This window comes from Pseudomonas sp. SH10-3B (assembly GCF_019891415.1).
Classification (GTDB): Bacteria; Pseudomonadota; Gammaproteobacteria; order Pseudomonadales; family Pseudomonadaceae; genus Aquipseudomonas.
On record NZ_JAFLXD010000053.1, the window covers coordinates 22,289 to 40,440 of the forward strand.

Annotated in this window: 21 protein-coding genes; 14 read left to right on the plus strand and 7 right to left on the minus strand. The window is 60.4% G+C overall.

Annotated elements, in window-relative coordinates:
• Positions 1–65 precede the first annotated feature (65 nt).
• The 3 genes from J1G35_RS26885 to cysC all read left to right on the plus strand — a co-directional run bounded on the left by J1G35_RS26885 (position 66) and on the right by cysC (position 2,887).
• Complete coding sequence (locus tag J1G35_RS26885; RefSeq protein WP_223016501.1) at positions 66–1,145, plus strand: acyltransferase; 1,080 nt, start codon at positions 66–68, stop codon at positions 1,143–1,145.
• 91 nt (positions 1,146–1,236) lie between these two features.
• Positions 1,237–2,193: a hypothetical protein gene (locus J1G35_RS26890; protein ID WP_223016502.1), complete on the plus strand. Its 957-nt coding sequence runs from the start codon at positions 1,237–1,239 to the stop codon at positions 2,191–2,193.
• Positions 2,194–2,266: 73 nt separating this feature from the next.
• Positions 2,267–2,887: an adenylyl-sulfate kinase gene (gene cysC / locus J1G35_RS26895; RefSeq protein WP_053140681.1), complete on the plus strand. Its 621-nt coding sequence runs from the start codon at positions 2,267–2,269 to the stop codon at positions 2,885–2,887.
• A gap of 20 nt (positions 2,888–2,907) precedes the next feature.
• Here the strand turns inward: cysC and J1G35_RS26900 are convergent, their stop codons facing one another.
• Positions 2,908–3,789, minus strand: coding sequence for an EamA family transporter (locus J1G35_RS26900; protein ID WP_223016503.1), 882 nt, complete (start codon positions 3,787–3,789; stop codon positions 2,908–2,910).
• Positions 3,790–3,892: 103 nt separating this feature from the next.
• Here J1G35_RS26900 and J1G35_RS26905 point away from each other — a divergent pair, with 103 nt between their 5' ends.
• From J1G35_RS26905 to J1G35_RS26915, 3 genes are all read left to right on the plus strand, one after another.
• Positions 3,893–4,675 carry a helix-turn-helix transcriptional regulator gene (locus J1G35_RS26905; RefSeq protein WP_223016504.1) on the plus strand — a complete coding sequence of 261 codons (783 nt, stop codon included), beginning with the start codon at positions 3,893–3,895 and terminating at the stop codon, positions 4,673–4,675.
• A gap of 92 nt (positions 4,676–4,767) precedes the next feature.
• Positions 4,768–6,321 carry a DUF726 domain-containing protein gene (locus tag J1G35_RS26910; RefSeq protein ID WP_223016505.1) on the plus strand — a complete coding sequence of 518 codons (1,554 nt, stop codon included), beginning with the start codon at positions 4,768–4,770 and terminating at the stop codon, positions 6,319–6,321.
• A gap of 41 nt (positions 6,322–6,362) precedes the next feature.
• Entirely contained in the window at positions 6,363–7,682 is a 1,320-nt protein-coding gene (locus J1G35_RS26915) for an Nramp family divalent metal transporter (RefSeq protein ID WP_223016506.1), read from the plus strand.
• A gap of 15 nt (positions 7,683–7,697) precedes the next feature.
• Here the strand turns inward: J1G35_RS26915 and J1G35_RS26920 are convergent, their stop codons facing one another.
• Entirely contained in the window at positions 7,698–8,630 is a 933-nt protein-coding gene (locus J1G35_RS26920) for a LysR family transcriptional regulator (RefSeq protein WP_053140668.1), read from the minus strand.
• A gap of 118 nt (positions 8,631–8,748) precedes the next feature.
• On the opposite strand from J1G35_RS26920, the gene J1G35_RS26925 reads away from it, so the two are divergent.
• The 3 genes from J1G35_RS26925 to J1G35_RS26935 all read left to right on the plus strand — a co-directional run bounded on the left by J1G35_RS26925 (position 8,749) and on the right by J1G35_RS26935 (position 9,953).
• Complete coding sequence (locus tag J1G35_RS26925; protein WP_053140665.1) at positions 8,749–9,237, plus strand: DMT family transporter; 489 nt, start codon at positions 8,749–8,751, stop codon at positions 9,235–9,237.
• Between the two features lie 4 nt (positions 9,238–9,241).
• Entirely contained in the window at positions 9,242–9,694 is a 453-nt protein-coding gene (locus tag J1G35_RS26930) for a DMT family transporter (protein WP_223016507.1), read from the plus strand.
• Between the two features lie 88 nt (positions 9,695–9,782).
• Positions 9,783–9,953 (plus strand): metallothionein, encoded by a 171-nt coding sequence (locus J1G35_RS26935; protein WP_082341077.1) that lies wholly within the window; start codon positions 9,783–9,785, stop codon positions 9,951–9,953.
• Positions 9,954–10,001: 48 nt separating this feature from the next.
• Here the strand turns inward: J1G35_RS26935 and J1G35_RS26940 are convergent, their stop codons facing one another.
• Positions 10,002–10,265, minus strand: coding sequence for a hypothetical protein (locus tag J1G35_RS26940; RefSeq protein WP_053140659.1), 264 nt, complete (start codon positions 10,263–10,265; stop codon positions 10,002–10,004).
• A 16-nt stretch (positions 10,266–10,281) separates the two neighbouring features.
• On the minus strand, positions 10,282–10,524 hold the full coding sequence (locus J1G35_RS26945) for a DUF6555 family protein (protein ID WP_053140656.1): 243 nt from the start codon (positions 10,522–10,524) through the stop codon (positions 10,282–10,284).
• A gap of 117 nt (positions 10,525–10,641) precedes the next feature.
• Here J1G35_RS26945 and J1G35_RS26950 point away from each other — a divergent pair, with 117 nt between their 5' ends.
• The 3 genes from J1G35_RS26950 (at position 10,642) to J1G35_RS26960 (ending at position 12,651) form a co-directional block, all read left to right on the plus strand.
• On the plus strand, positions 10,642–11,418 hold the full coding sequence (locus J1G35_RS26950) for a helix-turn-helix transcriptional regulator (RefSeq protein ID WP_223016513.1): 777 nt from the start codon (positions 10,642–10,644) through the stop codon (positions 11,416–11,418).
• A 69-nt stretch (positions 11,419–11,487) separates the two neighbouring features.
• Positions 11,488–11,661: a DUF1427 family protein gene (locus J1G35_RS26955; RefSeq protein ID WP_223016508.1), complete on the plus strand. Its 174-nt coding sequence runs from the start codon at positions 11,488–11,490 to the stop codon at positions 11,659–11,661.
• A gap of 30 nt (positions 11,662–11,691) precedes the next feature.
• Positions 11,692–12,651 (plus strand): zinc-binding alcohol dehydrogenase family protein, encoded by a 960-nt coding sequence (locus J1G35_RS26960; protein ID WP_223016509.1) that lies wholly within the window; start codon positions 11,692–11,694, stop codon positions 12,649–12,651.
• 16 nt (positions 12,652–12,667) lie between these two features.
• On the opposite strand, the gene J1G35_RS26965 is transcribed toward J1G35_RS26960, so the two are convergent.
• From J1G35_RS26965 to J1G35_RS26975, 3 genes are all read right to left on the minus strand, one after another.
• The gene (locus J1G35_RS26965; RefSeq protein WP_053140647.1) at positions 12,668–13,696 is read right to left on the minus strand and encodes a purine nucleoside permease; all 1,029 of its coding nucleotides are present in this window, start codon (positions 13,694–13,696) and stop codon (positions 12,668–12,670) included.
• 14 nt (positions 13,697–13,710) lie between these two features.
• Positions 13,711–14,658, minus strand: a complete 948-nt coding sequence (locus J1G35_RS26970) for a nucleoside-specific channel-forming protein Tsx (protein WP_223016510.1) — start codon at positions 14,656–14,658, stop codon at positions 13,711–13,713.
• A gap of 155 nt (positions 14,659–14,813) precedes the next feature.
• Entirely contained in the window at positions 14,814–15,752 is a 939-nt protein-coding gene (locus J1G35_RS26975) for an AraC family transcriptional regulator (RefSeq protein WP_223016511.1), read from the minus strand.
• A gap of 211 nt (positions 15,753–15,963) precedes the next feature.
• Between J1G35_RS26975 and J1G35_RS26980 the strand changes: the two genes are divergently transcribed.
• Entirely contained in the window at positions 15,964–17,274 is a 1,311-nt protein-coding gene (locus J1G35_RS26980) for a sugar ABC transporter substrate-binding protein (RefSeq protein WP_223016512.1), read from the plus strand.
• Between the two features lie 21 nt (positions 17,275–17,295).
• Positions 17,296–18,069: an L-iditol 2-dehydrogenase gene (locus tag J1G35_RS26985; protein WP_053140635.1), complete on the plus strand. Its 774-nt coding sequence runs from the start codon at positions 17,296–17,298 to the stop codon at positions 18,067–18,069.
• The last annotated feature ends 83 nt before the right edge of the window (positions 18,070–18,152 follow it).

Here is an 18,152-nt window from a genome sequence, read left to right on the forward strand (position 1 = left end):
TCATTTCAACAACGTTGAAAATAGATGAGTTGTTATATGGCGAGTCATAAAAAAGGGAATTGTTCTTGATTAATAGATTATCCATCGGCCAGTCAAGCATGCTCGATGCAATACGAGCATTGGCAGCGTTTGTGGTGCTGTTAGGGCACACCTTTTCACTGGTTCCTGACACTTGGTTTGGCGGGGAAATGCCATTTCAAAGCCTTGCGGTTGTTATTTTTTTCTGGCTGTCAGGCTTCCTTATTGCCTATCAATGCCTGAGTAAAACCCAATACAGTTTTAGCGAGTACATGATAGATCGGTTTAGCCGGATATATGTTCTATATGTTCCCGGGTTGATAATTACATTTCTGATTTGTATTGTTTTATTGGGGCGTGTGCCGCCGACGGCTTGGGATTCTATTGGGCACCTTTTCCAGCTTCAGCACACGCCCTTTGCGAGGATGATCGATGGCGTGCCGCCTATAAGGATTTATGGGGGGAACAGTGTTCTTTGGACGATCGCTATTGAGTGGTGGCTCTATGTGTTTTTTGGCATCGCTTTTTTTTGGCGGTCGATGGGAAAGATCGAGAAAGCGCTTGCAATGCTAATGGCAGGCCCTGCGACCCTGGTGGTTGGGTATTTCACTGTGTGGGAATCGGTGGCATGGGAGTGGTTTCTGGGCGCAGCCTGCGCGGCGATATTCGTTTACGCGCCAAAGATCGGTTGGCGGCAGGCTGTTATTCCTCTGATGGCCGTTGTGGCTGGGATCCTCTGGAGATTTCAGAAACTCTCACTCGCCAGTCATGTAAATATGTATGACTTGCAGCTTCTGATTTTTACAGGTGCAGGGATGATGCTGGTGGTACTGGCCTGCAAAAATCTTCATATTCCATCACCGCTCAGATGGATGGCTGCAAAGGGGGCATTTGTGTCCTATGCGCTGTACCTGACACATGAGCCAATTCGCGTTTTAGTGGCTCAGTATATCGATTCATCGCGCGTGCCTAATGCCTGGCTGTCTGCACTTATCTGCACACTGTTCGCTACTGTGCTCGCGTGGTTGCTGGAAGATAAGCACGTCAATGTACGTGTCTGGCTGAAAAGAAAGTTGCTCGCTCCTAAGGAGGAGTTGGTCAAGGTTCAAGCGACGAAACTGACCTAGGCGAATTGCCTAAGCCCGCAGGCTTCTGCGGGTCGCTAAATTCACTCACGGGGGCGCCGATCGTTGTCGCGGGGGCCCGACAGGATATTTAATGCAGCTTATTCATATTGGCCTCCCCAAGTCAGCGTCAACTTACATACAGGCCGCAGCACAGCAGCGGGGCGATGTGCAGGTGCTGCAATGGCACAATTACGCGCAGAATATTGTGCATGGGGCTTCGCTGGAGGCTTATCTGAGCGGGCCGGGGCAATCGACTATAGCGCCCCATCAACCACAGGCTGACACCCCTGTTTTCGTGAGCAGTGAAGAACTCTGCGGCTGGGCCCCGAGACCGGTGACGACCGTTGAAATTCAAACGTACCAACGCCTGGTGGCGGCGGCGCTGAAGCATGAGTTACCCGACGCTAAAGTACTGATTGTGACAAGAAGTCCGTTGTCGTTTGTGGACAGCTACTACAACCAGGCGGTCAAAGAGGGCGCCTCTGAAAACCCTTGTGTGTTTGCCGAGCGGTGGCATGCCATGTTGCTCCAACTTCTGAATTACACAAGGTTGTATGATCTTTACGCTTCACTGTTCGGCGCATCCAATGTACTGGTTATTCCCGTCGAGTTATTACGTGATGACCCCAATGGTTTCTACGACCAGATTGAGGCGCACGCCGGCTTTACCTTGAGGCCTCGCTCTCCGCAGAGTATTCAGCACAACCGTTCACTGACGGGCCATGAACTTCAGGCCATGAGAGTGCTGAATCGGATTCTAAAAGTACTGTCTGCCGATCAACGGGGGAAACCCGAACAGTTCTTGCTCCCTCATTTGAACTCGATAAAACGTAGCTTTCTATCGTATTACATTGAAAATGACCCGAACTCCATGCGGCGAAGCCGACGGTTGCTGCGCTCGGCCGGCGTCAGCGTCGATAAACGCAAGGTCTCAGCGGTATTGGTTGAAAAATGGCGTGGGGAGCTTATTGACGGCCTCAAAGGATTGGCACAGGCCGCCTTTCCCAGTGAGTATTTAGCCGCCTACCTGGCAGAAGTGGGGGGTTGATCACTCCATAAGATGCCCATGCCTGAAGTGCCCAAGACCACGGACTACCATTAAGAGACGCTGGATCAAACTTATGAAGTTGCCTTTCAATACCCCTAACTTGACGTCTGTCAGTCACCATGTGACCCAGGCCGAGCGCGCCCATTACATGGGGGCACAAGGCGCTGTACTTTGGTTTACAGGCCTCTCGGCGTCCGGAAAGTCGAGTTTGGCAATGGCCTTGGAGGCGCATCTACTGAGGTCTGGCTACGCGTGCTACACACTGGACGGAGACAATGTTCGCAAAGGACTTAACGCCAACCTCGGATTCTCAGAGGAAGACAGAACAGAGAACATCCGCCGGGTCAGTGAAGTGGCAGCACTGTTTGCCGATGCGGGCATGATTTGCATCACGGCGTTTATTTCACCCTATCGCGAGGGGCGCGCTCGTGCTCGTGCCGCGGCCAGCAACACGTCTTTCCACGAAATTTATATCGCGGCAGACCTGGCAACGTGTGAGAAGCGTGACCCAAAGGGCCTGTATCGCAAGGCCCGAGCCAGGGAAATTCTCGACTTCACCGGGATAGATGCACCCTACGAGCCGCCCTTGAACCCTGATTTGGTTATCGATACGGCCAACCAGACGTTCGAGCAAAGCCTGAGTCAGTTGGTTGAATACGTTGTCGAGCATATCCCGGTGAGAACTGCTCGCTGAGGGCTTTATGGTTGAACGGATTATTTGGGGGTTGTGCTCATGTGCGGTCCGTATTGGGGCGTTAACCCCACTGCCAGGCCCGCGATGATTACCGCAACGCAAAGCAGGTTTGGCGTGGACAGGTGCTCGCCGGTGATCAGTATCGAACTGGTGATTCCGAATACCGGAATCAGCAACGACAGCGGTGCCACCGTCGACACGGGGTACAACCTGAGCAACGAGTTCCAGCCCCAATAGGCAAAGTGCGTGGCGAGGTAGACCTGAAAAAGAATGGACCCGGCGGCGGCCAGGTCGAGGCTCGCACTTAAGCTTTCGAAGGGCGCGCTGCCGCGCATCCACCAAGCCATCAGGAACAGTGGAATGGGGGGGAACAGGCTGGCCCACACCATGAACGCGAAGATCTCTTTGACGCCCGATTGTTTGATGATGACGTTGCCAACGCTCCACGCCACGGCACTGAGCACAATCAGCAGGACACCCAGCAGCGCATGGTCGCCGGCTTGCGTCGAGATAATCCCGGCCAGTCCGACCAATGCGAGGCCAGCACCAACCACTTGCGGACCTCGGATTCGTTCCTTGAACAACAGATAACCCCAGCCCATGGTGAAAAATACGCTGAGCTGAATGAGCAGCGAGGCGATGCCCGGGCTGACACCGACCTGGATGCCATAGTTGATCACGCCCCACATGCCCAACCCGAAGATGACGCCGTAGGCGGCCACGTAGCCGAATTTGACTGCCGGGCGTTTGATGAAGAACACCAGCGGCAGCGCGGCGAGGGCAAAGCGGATGCCCGTGAGGACAAAAGGGTCGATCGAGCGCAGGCCGAGTTTGGTAATGGGGAAATTCACGCCCCATACCAGGGTGACGAGCACGGCTAAGGCCAGGTGTTTTTTCAGCATGGAATGTTCCCTTGGTCATTGCGCTTGTTCAAAGGCGGTGATGTTAGGGGAGGGGTGATTGGCCCGCTTGCTATGTAAGGTCATGTTTTGACAGAATCGGGCCATGATCCCGACTTTCGATTCCGCCAGCCCAGACGCCGTGGTAACGCTGCGGGAATACCCCAGCGGCACTGTCTTTGCGCGCCATACGCACTCACGCGGGCAATTCGCCTATGCCTCCACCGGGGCATTGAAAATGTTCACCGACCTCGGCAACTGGGTGGTACCGCCGCAGCGGGCGATCTGGGTGCCGAGTCGTGTACCCCACGCCATGCATATGCGCGGGGATGTGGTGATGCTCAATACCTACTTGAACGCCGAGGCGGCTGAGCGCGCGGGGTTGCAGGCGCGCTGTCAGGTGTTTGAAGTGTCGCCCCTGCTCAGGCATTTGCTGGAGGCGGCGCTGGCTATCGAATCTTCGACATTGCCCAGCGTGAGGCATCGCTGCGTGTTGACGCTGTTGATAGATGAAATCGGTGCCATGCCCGAGCTGCCCCTCAGCGCGCCATTGCCTGGCGAGCCACGGCTGGCGCGAGCCTGTCAGCGCTTCCTGGATGCGCCCACGCAGAAGATCACCCTCGATGAGATGGCTGATTGGTCGAACATGAGCCGACGCACCTTCACCCGCCATTTCTACGAGGGCACGGGGATGACGTTCGTGTCCTGGCGCCAACAGGTATGCCTGCTGGAAGCCACCGCGCGGCTAAGCCACGGCGCATCCATCACCGATGTTGCGTTCGAGTTGGGTTTCAGCAGTTCCAGCGCGTTCACCTCGGTGTTCCGGCGCAACCTGGGAGATTCGCCCGCGCGCTACCTGGCCAAATCCAAGGCTGCGGCTCAGTTCTGAGCCTTTGCAGCGGCCACGTCGGTCAGGATTCACCGTGCTAAGGCCCTCCCTTTGTTATTATCGCCCTCCCTCGTCACCAGGAGTCACCGCCCATGCAGCACCAGTGGGATGAAATGCACCGCACCCGCAAGCCCACCTTCGTATTGTGCGGCGAGCCTCAGGGTGATGTGCTCAATCTCTATGTTCACGGTTACTCGGCGTTCTTCAACCGGCAACAACTGGGCAATTTCAAGGCGCAGCTCGCGGGTATCGAAGGGTCGACCAACCTGATGTTGTTCTGGCCTGCGGGGCACTTCCTGGAAAACCTGTTTGCGCCGTTCAAGGATGTGATTACCGCGATGCTGGGTGGTGGCAGCATGGGGGCCGCGACCGTAGGCGTCGGCAAGGCGATTGCCTATTTTCTCGACCACTACAAAAGCGTCGAGGCGCGGGTGGACGAAGTCGCCAGGAGCTTGCTGCCGGAGCTGGCCAGCTACCTGCACGGCGAGTCGCTGGAGGTGCGGCGTATCAACCTGATCGGTCATTCCCTGGGCGCACGGATTCTGGTCAAGAGCCTGCTGGCCAGCCCGGACACCGCGCGGGAACTGCCGTTGGACAACCTGCTGTTGATGGGCGGGGCGATCTGTACGTCCAGCCCCTGGGATGAGGTGTGCGCGCCGCTCAAGGGGCGCGTGATCAACTGTCATTCCAGCAAGGACTGGGCCCTGGCCATGAAGCCGGATACCGAGCGTTGTATCGGCCGGTATGCGATCCCGGTGACGCCGGCGCTCAAGGCCAAGGTCACCAATGTGCACCTGGCTACCTTCGATCACGCCGCCTACTGGCCGCAGTTGCAGACCGTGGTGCAGTACACCGACCTGTTGCATGAGCGGCGCGGCCTGATCCGCTCCGACCAGCGCAGCAGCGAAGTACGCTTTGCCGAAGAGGACACCGACCTATTCGCGGCCCTGGTGCAGGCGCGGCCGGAGGAGCTCAAATTCCTCGCCGAATTGATGGCGCAAAAGCGCAGTGCATCGATTGACGCCACGGTGCGCGAGCCGCTCAAGCTGGCCATCGAGTTGCAGCGCATGGGCGGCGACAGCTTTATGAACCTGGCCCGTGGTCATGGCGTGAGCTATCGGCAGATTGCCGAAGAGGTGGCGCAGCGGCTGGGGATCAAGTTTGCCGAGCCCTTAGGAACCGTGGCGCTGGCGGACCTTGAAGCGCAGGTCGCAGGAAAACTGATCGAGCAGTACAAGGACAAACTCAGCAACGCCGACCGCCAGGTATTCGACGCTGAGCTCAAGGCCGCCGCACAAAAAGAGCAGGGACTGTTCACTCGTTTCGATGTCGGCCGCTCGGCCACTACGGCGTTGAGCGGCACGGCGCTGGCCGGGTTGACCGGGTTTATCCTGCGCCGTGGTGCGGCCACGGCGATCCCCGTGGTAGGCCAGGCGTTGGCGGCGGCGATGCTGTTGGTGAGCGGCGTGCGTGCATTTTCCGGCCCGGCGTATTCGATCACCACCCTGGCGGTGCTGGTGATCGGAGTGATTCGCCAGCGTATGGAGCGTGAAGCGCTGAACCAGGAGATGGACTTGGTGGTTCAGGTGGTGGACGCGTTTGACCTGCCTCGGGAGACGGTGATGCGCACGGTTGTGTCCGACTGATAAGCTGAACCCCTGTCGAGTGTGTTTGCCTGGGATACCGCGTGAAATTCAGCCTGCCGAAAATTGCTACTGCGCCATTCTGCCCGCCGGAAGTGGCGGGTTCCGTCGTCGTTGACCCCAAGGCGTCGTTCTTCAAACGCATCCTGATGTTTGCCGGCCCCGGTCTGCTGATCTCCATCGGCTACATGGACCCCGGCAACTGGGCCACGGCCATCGAAGCCGGGTCGCGCTATGGCTATAGCCTGTTGTTCGTGGTGCTGCTGGCCAGCCTCGCGGGGATGGCGGTGCAGTGCCTGTGCTCGCGGTTGGGTATCGCTACCGGCAAGGACCTGGCGCAACTGTGTCGTGAGCGCTATAGCAAGCGCTCCGCACGCACCCAGTGGGTGCTGGCGGAAATCTCCATCATCGCCACCGACCTCGCCGAAGTGCTCGGCTGCGCCCTGGCCTTTCACCTGCTGCTGGGCGTTTCCCTGACCACCGGCATTGTCATCACCGCCTTCGATACGCTGTTGGTCCTGGCCCTGCAAAACCGGGGTTTCCGCCGCCTGGAAGCGATCATGCTGGCGCTGGTGGCGACCATTGGCGTGTGTTTCTTTATCGAACTGGTACTGATCAAACCTTATTGGCCGGATGTGTTCAGTGGCTTCACCCCATCACTGTCGGCCATCAGCGATGCCGCGCCGTTGTACCTGGCCATCGGTATTCTCGGCGCCACGGTGATGCCCCATAACCTCTACCTGCACAGCTCTATCGTGCAAACCCGGCTGATCGGCAAAGACCTCGCCAGCAAACAGGATGCGGTCAAGCTGGCCCGGATCGACACCATCGGCTCCCTGGCCCTGGCGCTGCTGGTCAACGCCGCCATCCTGATACTCGCCGCTGCCGCGTTCCACAAGAGCGGACACACCGACGTGGTGGAGATCCAGGACGCCTATCACTTGCTTGACCCTCTGGTGGGCGGCGCCTTTGCCAGCATCCTGTTCGGCATCGCCTTGCTGGCGTCCGGGCAAAGCTCGACCTTTACCGGCACCATCGCCGGGCAAGTAATCATGGAGGGTTACCTCAACCTGCGCATTCCCTGCTGGCAACGCCGCCTGATCACCCGTGGGCTGGCGCTGATCCCGGCGTTTCTAGGGGTGTGGCTGATGGGCGACGAAGCCATTGGCAAGCTGTTGATCCTCAGCCAGGTGGTGCTTAGCCTGCAGTTGCCGTTTGCGCTGTACCCGTTGATCCGCATGACCGGCGATCAGCAATTGATGGGGCCGTTCGTCAATCGCCTGCACACCAAGGTGCTGGCGTGGTTTCTGTTTGCGCTGATCAGTGGGGCGAATGCGTGGTTGATTGGGCAGTGGGTGTTCTGAGTATTCCTCAGCCGCTCATCGATCCCAATACGGCACCGTCCCAAAACACTCCACAAAATAATCAATCACCGTGCGCACTTTCAGCGACAAGCGCCGGCTGCCCGGCCACAACGCCGCGATCTGCTGGGGCTCCAGCGTGGTCGCGACTTCATATTCTGTCAGCACCGCCTGCAAGGTACCGGCGCGCAAGCCTTCGCCGATCAACCAGGATGGAAACACCACCAGCCCCAGGCCTTGTTCGGCGGCGTGGGTAAGGGTGTCGGCGTGGTTGCCGGTGATCGGGCCCTTGACACTGTAGGGCGTCCAGTCCCCCTGGCCCTTGCGGAAGAACCAGCGTTGCTGGCCAGTGATGCCTTTGTAGGCCAGGCACTGGTGCTGGAGCAGTTCCTGCGGGTGCTGGGGCGTGCCATGCCGGGCCAGGTAGGCGGGACTGGCGGCAAGGCGAAAGCGCTGGGGCGCGAAGATGCGCGCCTGCATGCTGGAATCGTTAAGCACGCCGATACGAAACAGCAGGTCGGTGCCGTCTTGCAGCGGGTCGACGAAGGTGTCGGTTTGCTGGATGTCCAGTTGCAGCTTCGGGTAGCGCCGGCACAGCTCACCCAGCCACGGAGACAGGTGACGTTGGCCGAACACCATCGGCGCGTTGATGCGCACCAGCCCGCTGGGTTCGCTTTCCTGTTCCTGCAGGGCCTGGCCGGCCGCTTCCAGTTGTTCGAGCATCACGCGCGCATGCCGCCCCAGCAGGCGCCCGGCCTCGGTGGGGCTCACCGCGCGGGTGTGGCGATAGAGCAACTGTTGCCCGAGGGCCTGTTCCATCAGTTGGATCTGCCGGGAGATGGAGGAGGGTGCCAGGCCTTCGCGGCGGGCCACTTCAGAAAAACTGCCGTGATCCAGCACCGCGACGAACAGGCGCAGCGCCTTGAAACTCAATTCATTCAAACCCTGCATCGTGACTCCAGGCTGTGCGTTTTGTGCAAAGGTGTTGTCCGCATGCTCCCATTTATTGCACAGCACGACCACCGGATAATGCGCGCCATCCAATCCTTTGTTGATGTGCAGGTGATGTATGCAAGCAAGTTCCATCGAGGCCGTGGCGCACGCCACGCCGAAGAAAAACCTTCTACGGCTGCTGTTGTTGCCGCTGGTGATCCTGGCCGGCATGGGCTTGTCGGTCGAGGCAGGATTGCTCGGGCCGCTGGGCGTGCAAGTGGGGCACCTGTGGGCCACCTTGAGCATCTTCGGTGTGGGCTCGGCGATTCTGTTTTTGCTGCTGCTGTTCAGCGGCCCGCAGAAGGGGCCGGCGCTGTCCGAGCTGCCGCGCTGGCAATTGATCGGTGGGTTCCTGGGGCCGATGTACGTGGTGGTGCTGACCCTGGCCACGCCGCATATCGGCATCGCCATGACGATGATCGCGATTCTGTCGGGGCAGGTCGGCAAAAGCGTGCTGATCGACCATTTCGGCTGGTTTGGCACCGCGCGCAAACGTGTGAACGGCGAGCGCTGGATTGCACTGGCGTTGATTGTGGCGGCACTTGTTCTGATTGCGCGAGGTTAAGACGATGAATCTGATTCTGTTATTGGTGCTGGTGATCGCGGCGGGTGCAGTGTTGAGTGTGCAGGCGGCAATCAATGGTCGCCTGGGCCAGTCGGTCGGTGTGTTGCGCAGCAGTCTGCTGACGTTCGCGGTGGGCGCACTGACCACCGCGCTGTTGATTTTCTTCTTCGAGCCGGCTCAGGCCCTCAGCTTACTGGACGTGCCCAAATGGCAGTTGACCGGCGCGTTGTTCGGCGTGGTGTACATGATGGTGATGGTCGGCGCGGTACCGGTAGTCGGTACGGCCGTCGCCACGGTGGCGGTGATCGTCGGCCAGTTGGGCATGGGCATGCTGATCGACAACTTCGGTTGGCTGGGTAACCCGGCGATCGAATTGTCGGGCAGTCGGATCGTAGCGATGGCCTGTCTGGCGCTGGCGCTGGTGTTCATGTATCGCAGCAACACGCGCACCGACTGATGGTTTGAACCATCGCGGGCGGCTGGCAGTCACTGCTTAAGGTGCAGGCACTCGCCGCACCGGACGACCATGAAGAAGGAGTCTGAGCATGCCCGATCAAACGTGTGCCTGCCCACACTGCAAGTGTGTGCTGGGAGCTGATGCGGTAATGAAGGACGGCAAGGGCTATTGCTGCCAGGGCTGCGCCGAGCACCATGCCCATGGCGAGCCATGTGCGGCGGCCACTGGGTGCGAGTGCGCCAAGTCGGCCAAAGGCTGAACACCTCAAAGGGGAGCTGGTTTGCCAGCTCCCGCACTCCCGCAAGGGTTACTGGGTTTCCAGCTCCAGGCGCAAGCTATGGTCGGACAAGCGCTTGCGGTCTTTCACAATGCCGCTGGTCCGCCGACCTTCCAGCGCAAACACCAGCGTTTGCGCATCATGCAAATCATCCGGCAGTGGCTGGAACACCTTCAGCAGCATCCAGCCGGGTTTGTGCTGAAGGCTGACCTGACACTCGACATGCCTGGCCAGCGGGCCGAACAAGGTGTCGCGCGTGTAATCGATGCGCGCCTTGCCGTTGATTGAATCCATGGTTATCGCTCCTTGATCAAGCCTGTGCGCGCGCATCCGAGCGGCGCCATTGCACATTGGTAATGCCGTACTTCTCGGCCTGTTCCTGGCTGGTCTTCTTCACCTGCTCGCGGGCAAAACGACCGATACGGCCCACGCCGGCATCACAGCTTGCCCAATGCCAGGCTTCGGCGGCATCGAGCTTTTCCAGGCGAATAATGAATGACTTGGCTTCGCCATGGAGGGAGTAGTCGATCACAAACAGTTTTGCGTTATTCATTGGCCCATCAACCCTGGTGGTGTAAGCAAGTGATCGCCCCAGGCGGCAAAAATTCACTCGGATTGTCGGGCGGTGGTCATTACCATGACGGCTTACCCATCGATAGACGTGCACCTCATGGCCCTGGCCGCTCCCCCCGACCTCAGTGATCACGCCGTCCCCGTGCAGCCCTTGGCACGCACGTACCCGCGTGGTTTGTACGTGGAGCCCCATAGCCACGACTGGGGCCAATTGCTCTATGCCATGAGCGGCGTGATGTGGGTCGAGACCCCTCGGGAGGCCCTGGTGGTGCCGCCCCAGCGTGCGGTCTGGCTGCCGCCGGGCGTGGAGCATGGGATCCGCGTGGTGTCGGATCTGCAGATGCGCAATATCTACTTGCGACCGGCCCTGGCGGCGACATTGGACAGCCAGGTGCAGGTGATCGAAGTCGGCGGACTGCTGCGCGAGTTGATCGTCACGCTGGTGGAGCAGGGCGACAGCGGTGACGCCGGCTATTACGACGCCTTGGTCGGCCTGGCCCTGCTGGAGTTGCAACGGGCGCGCCGCTCGCAGATCCGTATCGCCATGCCGGTGGAGGCCGATCGCCGGCTGGTCAGTGCGTGCCAGGCAGTGATGGCGGCGCCGTCCCTGGAGATTCCTTTCGAGCAGCATGCTGAAGCGGCCGGTGCCAGCGTGCGCACCTTGGCGCGGCTGTTCCAGCACAGCCTGGGCGTGGGCTTTGCCGAATGGCGCCGCCAGGTGCAACTGGCGACGGCGGTGGCCGAGTTGATCCAGGGTCAGTCGGTCAGCGCTATCGCGCGTTCCCTGGGCTATTCGCCGAGCAGTTTCAGCGACATGTTCCGGCGTGAACTGGGGATGGCGCCTTCTCAGTACGTGAGTTGGCCGAAATCCTGAAGCGCTTGGCCGATGCTGCCGGGATGGGCTTCCTACACTAAGCCCATCAACCCACCAGGCGCCGCCCCCATGAATTACCTGATCTCCCTTGCCATTGGCCTCTTTGTCGGCGTGATCTACGGCGCGCTGGATTTCCGTTCGCCCGCACCGCCCGCCATCGCGCTGGTGGGCCTGATGGGCATGCTGCTCGGCGAAAAACTCTGGCCCATGGGGCGGCAGTTGCTCAGCGGTTGGTGGTCCTGATTCCTTTTCTCCCTTCGATGGATACTGGTCATGAAAGCACTGCAATTCTCCACCACTGGCGACCTCAGCGCCCTGAGCTTCGTCGACGTCGCCACGCCGGTGCCGGCCGCCAATGAAGTGCTGGTACAGATCAAGGCGGCGGGCCTCAACCCCAGCGATGTGAAGAACGTACTCGGGCGTTTCCCCTATACCACCGTGCCGCGCATACCGGGCCGCGACTTTGCCGGCGTGGTCGTGCAAGGTCCGCAGGCGCTGGTGGGGCAGGAGGTCTGGGGCACCGGTCGCGACCTGGGTTTTTTCGCCGACGGGTCCCATGCCCAGTACCTCACCGTGTCGGCCAGAGGCGTCGCGCACAAACCGACCCACCTGAGTTTTGCCCAGGCCGCCAGCCTGGGGGTGCCGTACACCACCGCCTGGGATGCGCTGGAGCGCAGTGGCGTGGGCAAGGGCACGCGGTTGCTGGTGATCGGCGCCAATGGTGCTGTGGGCAGTGCGGCATTGGCCTTGGCGAACATCCGGGGTGCCCAGGTGTTGGCGGCGGTACGCAAGGCTGACCAGGTCGAGGTGTTGCAGGGGCAAGGATTCGACGCGATTGCGTTGGGCAAGTCCGAAGAGTTGGGCGCGCAGGTCAATGCGGTATTCAAGGGCGGCGCCGATGTGATCTTCGACACCACCGGCTTCTGGCTGCCGGCGGCCGTGGCAGGCCTGGCGCCGTTCGGTCGCATCGCGATTATCGCCGCGCCGGTGGACGGCCATGTACAACTGCCGGCCCTGGCCCTGTATCGCAAGGGCGGCTCGGTGGTGGGGATCAATTCATTGCTCTACAACTGTGAGCAGTGCGCGGTGATGCTGGAGCAGTTCGGGCGTTTCTTCGATGAGGGCCTGCTGCCGCTGCCGACCGGCCTGCGCGAAGTGGCGCTGGCCGATGGCGTGCAGTGCTACGAGGACGTGAATCAAGGCAGTGCGGACAAGATCATCTTGCTGCCTTGACACATTTCGCGGCGCACTAGGCTTCTGGAACGCCTTTCTCCCATGCCGACCAGTTCTTGAGGATCGCCTGTACCAGCGGGTTACCCGTGCGGTACAGGTTTTCCAACGCGGGTACGAACCCACCCTGATCGGCGTATTTGAGCAGGTTGTCCACTTCGCTGTAGCCAGGGTACGGGCGGTCGAAGTCCGATCCGGCCCGTACGACGGCCAGGCGCTGGATGTCCACCAACCCTTCACGGCTGGCGCGCAGCAGGGCTTCGTAGGTGGAGTTGTCCTCCTGTTGGGTGGTGCAGTATTCGCCTTTGTTATCCGTGAGTAACTTGGTCCACACCTCGGCGCGTTCGCTCAGGCGCGTACCAGAGAACCAGGTATTGCCCGCCAGCGTGTCGCAGCGGGTGACTTGCGGTGGCTGGTTGGCGGGAGCGGCGGGGTAGTGTTTGCGCCAGGCGGCGGACTCTTTGCTTTCCGTGAGTTCGACGTTGTGCGACAGCGCAAACGCCTTGGCCTGCAGCTTGGGGTTCAGCTCAAACACTTCGGTCTTGTAGTCCAGTGGTGGTTTTTCGTTGGGCCCCTTGGTGTTGATGCCGAGATAACCGGTCGGCCAGTCCTTGGGGGCATCCCGCGAATCCAGCTCCCACTGGGTGCCGAATTCCACCAGGTAGTGGGCCCAGGCGGCGGTGCCGATAGTGCCGTGTTTGGGGCTGATCCCGGCAATCCCGGCGATCAGGAAATAGCTCTGGCGCAGGTCGAACTTGGGCGACAACGCCAAGGCCAGGGTGGACGCAGCGGCGTTGGTCTGGCCCATGCCGGTCACCAGCAGGCACACGTCCTGGGTGTTGCAACGGATCACCGGGTATTCGGCGGACAGGCCGGGCACGCGCACTTCCTGCTTGAGTTCCAGGCGGTCGATCCAGGTTTGCGCCTCGGGGGCGAACATGGTGATCAGCATCACCTTGGGCTTGATGGGGGCAGCAGAGTCAGCCAACACCACGTGGGGCAACAGGGCCAGGCCGACCGCCAGCGAGAGACGGGTAAATGTATTCATCTAATACTCCTTGATCAGAATTGGTAGCCCACGCCGGCGTAATACCCCCAGCCGTCGGAGCGGGCGCGGAAGTTACCCTCGCCGAAGTTCAACTCACTGCCATCTTCCCAGTTGCCGCCGTTATGAAAATAACGACCGACCAGGGTAAAGCGCAGGTGGGTGAAGGAATACAGCAGCACGTTGGTCGCCACCAGGGCGTTGGCGGTGCGCGCCGGGTTGTCCTTGTGCAGGTCCGAGCCGAAATCGTAGTTGGTGAAGCCGATATAGGTCAGCGAGGCGCCGTTGTCGAACTTGCCGATGGGCACGATGTATTTCATCTGCGCGCGGTAGCCGTCCCAGGAATACTCATTGCTGGCGCCGTAGTTTTCCCACTGGTAACGCCCGTAGAAGTTCGCTGACAGGTTGACCCGCGAGTGGGTGTCGATGTCGGTGCCGAGGCCGCTGTACAGGGTGTTGGCACGGTTGGCTTTATTGCTGCCGTGGTCGTAGATCCAGTCGAACGCCACATACCATTCCTTGAACGGGCCGATGGCCAGGCTGCGTCCGGCCAGGTAATCGATGGAGATACGCGGCTCGTGCTCCATGAAGAGCGGCGAGCCATGGTCCCACGCGCCTTTGTCGTTACTGTTACCGATGCCGAGGATCTTCGGCACGTCGATGTAGCCGTACAACTCGAAGGGCCCCTTGCGGCCGAAGTACTCGTATTCCAGGTACACATCATCCTGCGGCTTGGGACCGAAGCTGATGTCTTTACTGCCGATCAGCGTCAGGTCCTGGTTGAACCATTCCGACAGATAGACGCCTTTTTTCGCCGGGCTGGCCTCAGGGCTCAGGCTTTCGCCCTGTGCTGAGTCATCGGCGGGTTTTTCCTGCGCCAAAATGGGTGCGCTGAGTACTCCCGTAACGGCGGCCAGTAGCAAGGAAACACCAAAGCAAACACGGGGCCTAGAGGTGGAGTGCATTGAAAGTCCCTATTCGTACGCGGTTTGAACCCGATTCATCGGGTGAAGGTGAACTTGGCTGCCAAGTTCGTACCGCAAACGTTTGCACAGGCTGTACCAACTTTGCTCAATGGCTTGAATGCCATGGAAAAAAGCTGAATTAGTCGACCTTTTGATCAGAAATGACTGGGTGTCATTTTTTCGATGGGGTTGAACAGGTGCATCGGCGTTTCGCGGCGGTATTCACTGGGGGTCTGGTGCATCTCGATCCGAAAGTGCCGGTTGAAGTTGGACAGGTTGGCGTAGCCCACTTCAAAACAGATATCCGCCACCGACATCTCGCTTTGCAGTAGCAACCGGCAGGCGCGTTGCACGCGGAATTTGCGCATCAGGTCGATAAACCCATGGCCGGTGTTGCGCTTGAAGAAGCGTGAGAAGCCCGGTTCGCTCATGTCCAACTGTTGGGCTATCACCGAGAGGCGCACGTCGCCGGTGAGTTCGCGCATCAGGTAGTCGAACGCCTTGTTGATGCGCTCGGCGCTGCGGGCGTCCAGGGTCGGTGCGTAACAGGGACTGGCCAGGGCCTTTACCTGCTGCGCCGGGGCGTTTTTCAGGCAGTCGAGCAGTTGCAGGAACAGGATCAGCCGTTGCAGGCCATGGGCGCTGCCGATGGCCTCCATCAAGCTTGCAGCCTGCACGGCGGTGTCGCCGCTGAACTCCAGGCCACGTCGGGCGTGTTCGAACAGCGCGTGCAAGTCGCCGAGTTCCGGCAGGGTCTTGCGCAGGGCGAGGAGGGCGGCGCCGTCGAATTGCAGCACCACGTCGCGGCCGGCCAGGTGTTCACCGTGAGCCAGTTCGCCGATCCAGTCGTGGGGCAGGTCCGGGCCGATCAGCGCGACATGCCCGGCACCGAACGCACCGATATAGTCGCCCGCCACCAGCTTGCCGCTGCCCTGGCGGATCAGGTGGATTTCGAATTCAGGATGGTGGTTCCAGCGCGCCAGATCGTAAGGGTAGTCGTGTTCGAACCAACGAAAGCAGTGCTGCGGCTCGGGCAGGATCACCTCAAGCTCGGCGGGGCGGTGTTCGAACAGCGTGGCGCGACTGACGGGCATGCTGATGCCTCTTCTATGGGTGCAATCGCCTCAAAATACGCGGGTTGGCAATCCTTGCGCTACCCCCGGTTTCGCCCGGCACTGATACTTTTTTGCTCCTGAACCAGCGGTTAAAAAAGTATCAGCCGCGCATTCGCCATGCGTTTGTGAGGGCTGGGCCCAAGCTGCTGTAATCGGCCCTCAACAACAAAAACAACAGGTGGAAACCGCTATGTCCAAGATTCCGCAAGCGTTGTTCCTGCTTTCCGGCCTGGCCTTGGCTATGCCCAGCCAGGCAGCCGACACCGTGACCATCGCTACCGTCAACAACAGTGACATGATCCGCATGCAACGCCTCTCCAAGGTGTTCGAGCAGCAGCACCCGGACATCCAGCTCAAGTGGGTGGTGCTGGAAGAAAACGTGCTGCGCCAGCGCCTCACCACCGATATCGCCACCCAGGGCGGCCAGTTCGACGTGCTCACCATCGGCACCTACGAAACCCCGCTGTGGGGCGCCAAGCACTGGCTGGAACCGCTGACCCAACTGCCGGCCGATTACGACGCCGACGATATCTTCCCCTCGGTGCGCCAGGGCCTGTCGGTCAACGGCACCTTGTATGCCTTGCCGTTCTACGGGGAAAGCACCGTCACCTACTACCGCACCGACCTGTTCAAGCAGGCCGGCCTGAGCATGCCCACGCACCCGACCTGGACCCAGCTCGGTGAGTTCGCCGCCAAGCTCACGGACAAGAACAACGGCCAATACGGCATGTGCCTGCGCGGCAAGGCCGGTTGGGGCGAGAACATCGCGCTGCTGAGCACCATGGCCAACGCCTTCGGTGCGCGTTGGTTCGATGAGCAATGGAAGCCGCAATTGACCAGCCCCGAATGGACCGCCGCCGCCAACTTCTACGTCAACACCCTCAAGCAATACGGCCCGCCGGGCGTATCCAGCAACGGCTTCAACGAGACCCTGGCGCTGTTCAACAGCGGCAAGTGCGCGATCTGGGTCGATGCCAGCGTCGCCGGCTCCTTCACCACCGACAAGAGCCAGAGCAAAGTCGCCGACAGCGTAGGCTTCGCCGCGGCCCCCACCGAAGTCACCGACAAAGGCTCCTCCTGGCTGTACGCCTGGTCGCTGGCCATCCCGGCCACGTCCAAGCACAAGGACGCCGCCAAGGCCTTTATCGCCTGGGCCACGTCCAAGGACTACATCCAGCTGGTCGCCGATAAAGAAGGCATCACCAACGTACCGCCTGGCACCCGCCAGTCCACCTACAACGCGGCGTACCTCAAGGCAGCACCGTTTGCCCAGGTGACCCTGGAGATGATGAAACACGCCGACCCTGCGCACCCGTCGGCCAAACCCGTGCCGTACGTGGGCATCCAGTACGTGACCATCCCGGAGTTCCAGGCCATCGGCACGTCCGTCGGCAAGCTGTTCTCGGCGGCGCTGACGGGGGGCATGTCGGTTGAGCAGGCGTTACTCCAGGCGCAGTCCACCACCGAGCGCGAAATGAAACGCGCCGGCTATCCCAAATAATGTTCAAAGGACACCTGCCTTATGAAACGACTCGAAGGTAAGAGCGCGCTGATCACCGGATCGGCGCGCGGGATTGGCCGCGCGTTTGCCCAGGCCTATATCCATGAAGGCGCGACCGTCGCCATCGCCGACATCAACCTGCAGCGGGCCCAGGCCACCGCCGCCGAGCTTGGCCCACAGGCCTACGCGGTCGCGATGGACGTCACCGACCAGGCCTCCATCGACAACGCAATTGCCGCCGTGGTCGCCCAGGCCGGCAAGCTCGACATCCTGGTCAACAATGCGGCGCTGTTCGACCTGGCGCCCATCGTCGACATCACCCGCGACAGCTTTGATCGGCTGTTCTCGATCAACGTCGCCGGCACGCTGTTCACCCTGCAAGCCGCCGCCCGGCAGATGATCAGCCAGGGCCACGGCGGCAAGATCATCAACATGGCCAGCCAGGCCGGGCGGCGTGGCGAAGCGTTGGTGGCGATCTACTGCGCGACCAAGGCGGCAGTGATCAGCCTCACGCAATCGGCGGGGCTCAACCTGATCAAGCAGGGCATCAACGTCAACGCCATCGCCCCCGGCGTGGTGGATGGAGAGCATTGGGACGGGGTAGATGCGCTGTTCGCCAAGCATGAAGGGCTGGCGCCTGGCGAGAAGAAGCGGCGGGTGGGAGCAGAGGTGCCGTTTGGGCGGATGGGTACGGCTGAAGACCTCACCGGAATGGCAATCTTCCTGGCGTCAAAGGAGGCTGATTATGTGGTGGCGCAAACCTATAACGTGGATGGCGGCAACTGGATGAGCTAAAGCCATACCCCAATCAAAACTGTGGGAGGGGGCTTGCTCCCGATAGCAGTGTGACAGTCAGCAAATAAAGTGACTGATCCACC

Coding starts and splice junctions, on each gene's coding strand:
- J1G35_RS26980 (WP_223016512.1), top strand. CDS start 15,964: ATGTCCAAGATTCCGCAAGCGTTGTTCCTGCTTTCCGGCCTGGCCTTG.
- J1G35_RS26900 (WP_223016503.1), bottom strand. CDS start 3,789: ATGCTGAAAAAACACCTGGCCTTAGCCGTGCTCGTCACCCTGGTATGG.
- J1G35_RS26945 (WP_053140656.1), bottom strand. CDS start 10,524: ATGAATAACGCAAAACTGTTTGTGATCGACTACTCCCTCCATGGCGAA.
- J1G35_RS26920 (WP_053140668.1), bottom strand. CDS start 8,630: ATGCAGGGTTTGAATGAATTGAGTTTCAAGGCGCTGCGCCTGTTCGTC.
- J1G35_RS26940 (WP_053140659.1), bottom strand. CDS start 10,265: ATGGATTCAATCAACGGCAAGGCGCGCATCGATTACACGCGCGACACC.
- J1G35_RS26930 (WP_223016507.1), top strand. CDS start 9,242: ATGAATCTGATTCTGTTATTGGTGCTGGTGATCGCGGCGGGTGCAGTG.
- cysC (WP_053140681.1), top strand. CDS start 2,267: ATGAAGTTGCCTTTCAATACCCCTAACTTGACGTCTGTCAGTCACCAT.
- J1G35_RS26935 (WP_082341077.1), top strand. CDS start 9,783: ATGCCCGATCAAACGTGTGCCTGCCCACACTGCAAGTGTGTGCTGGGA.
- J1G35_RS26955 (WP_223016508.1), top strand. CDS start 11,488: ATGAATTACCTGATCTCCCTTGCCATTGGCCTCTTTGTCGGCGTGATC.
- J1G35_RS26925 (WP_053140665.1), top strand. CDS start 8,749: ATGCAAGCAAGTTCCATCGAGGCCGTGGCGCACGCCACGCCGAAGAAA.
- J1G35_RS26960 (WP_223016509.1), top strand. CDS start 11,692: ATGAAAGCACTGCAATTCTCCACCACTGGCGACCTCAGCGCCCTGAGC.
- J1G35_RS26975 (WP_223016511.1), bottom strand. CDS start 15,752: ATGCCCGTCAGTCGCGCCACGCTGTTCGAACACCGCCCCGCCGAGCTT.
- J1G35_RS26970 (WP_223016510.1), bottom strand. CDS start 14,658: ATGCACTCCACCTCTAGGCCCCGTGTTTGCTTTGGTGTTTCCTTGCTA.
- J1G35_RS26910 (WP_223016505.1), top strand. CDS start 4,768: ATGCAGCACCAGTGGGATGAAATGCACCGCACCCGCAAGCCCACCTTC.
- J1G35_RS26965 (WP_053140647.1), bottom strand. CDS start 13,696: ATGAATACATTTACCCGTCTCTCGCTGGCGGTCGGCCTGGCCCTGTTG.
- J1G35_RS26950 (WP_223016513.1), top strand. CDS start 10,642: ATGGCCCTGGCCGCTCCCCCCGACCTCAGTGATCACGCCGTCCCCGTG.
- J1G35_RS26905 (WP_223016504.1), top strand. CDS start 3,893: ATGATCCCGACTTTCGATTCCGCCAGCCCAGACGCCGTGGTAACGCTG.
- J1G35_RS26985 (WP_053140635.1), top strand. CDS start 17,296: ATGAAACGACTCGAAGGTAAGAGCGCGCTGATCACCGGATCGGCGCGC.
- J1G35_RS26890 (WP_223016502.1), top strand. CDS start 1,237: ATGCAGCTTATTCATATTGGCCTCCCCAAGTCAGCGTCAACTTACATA.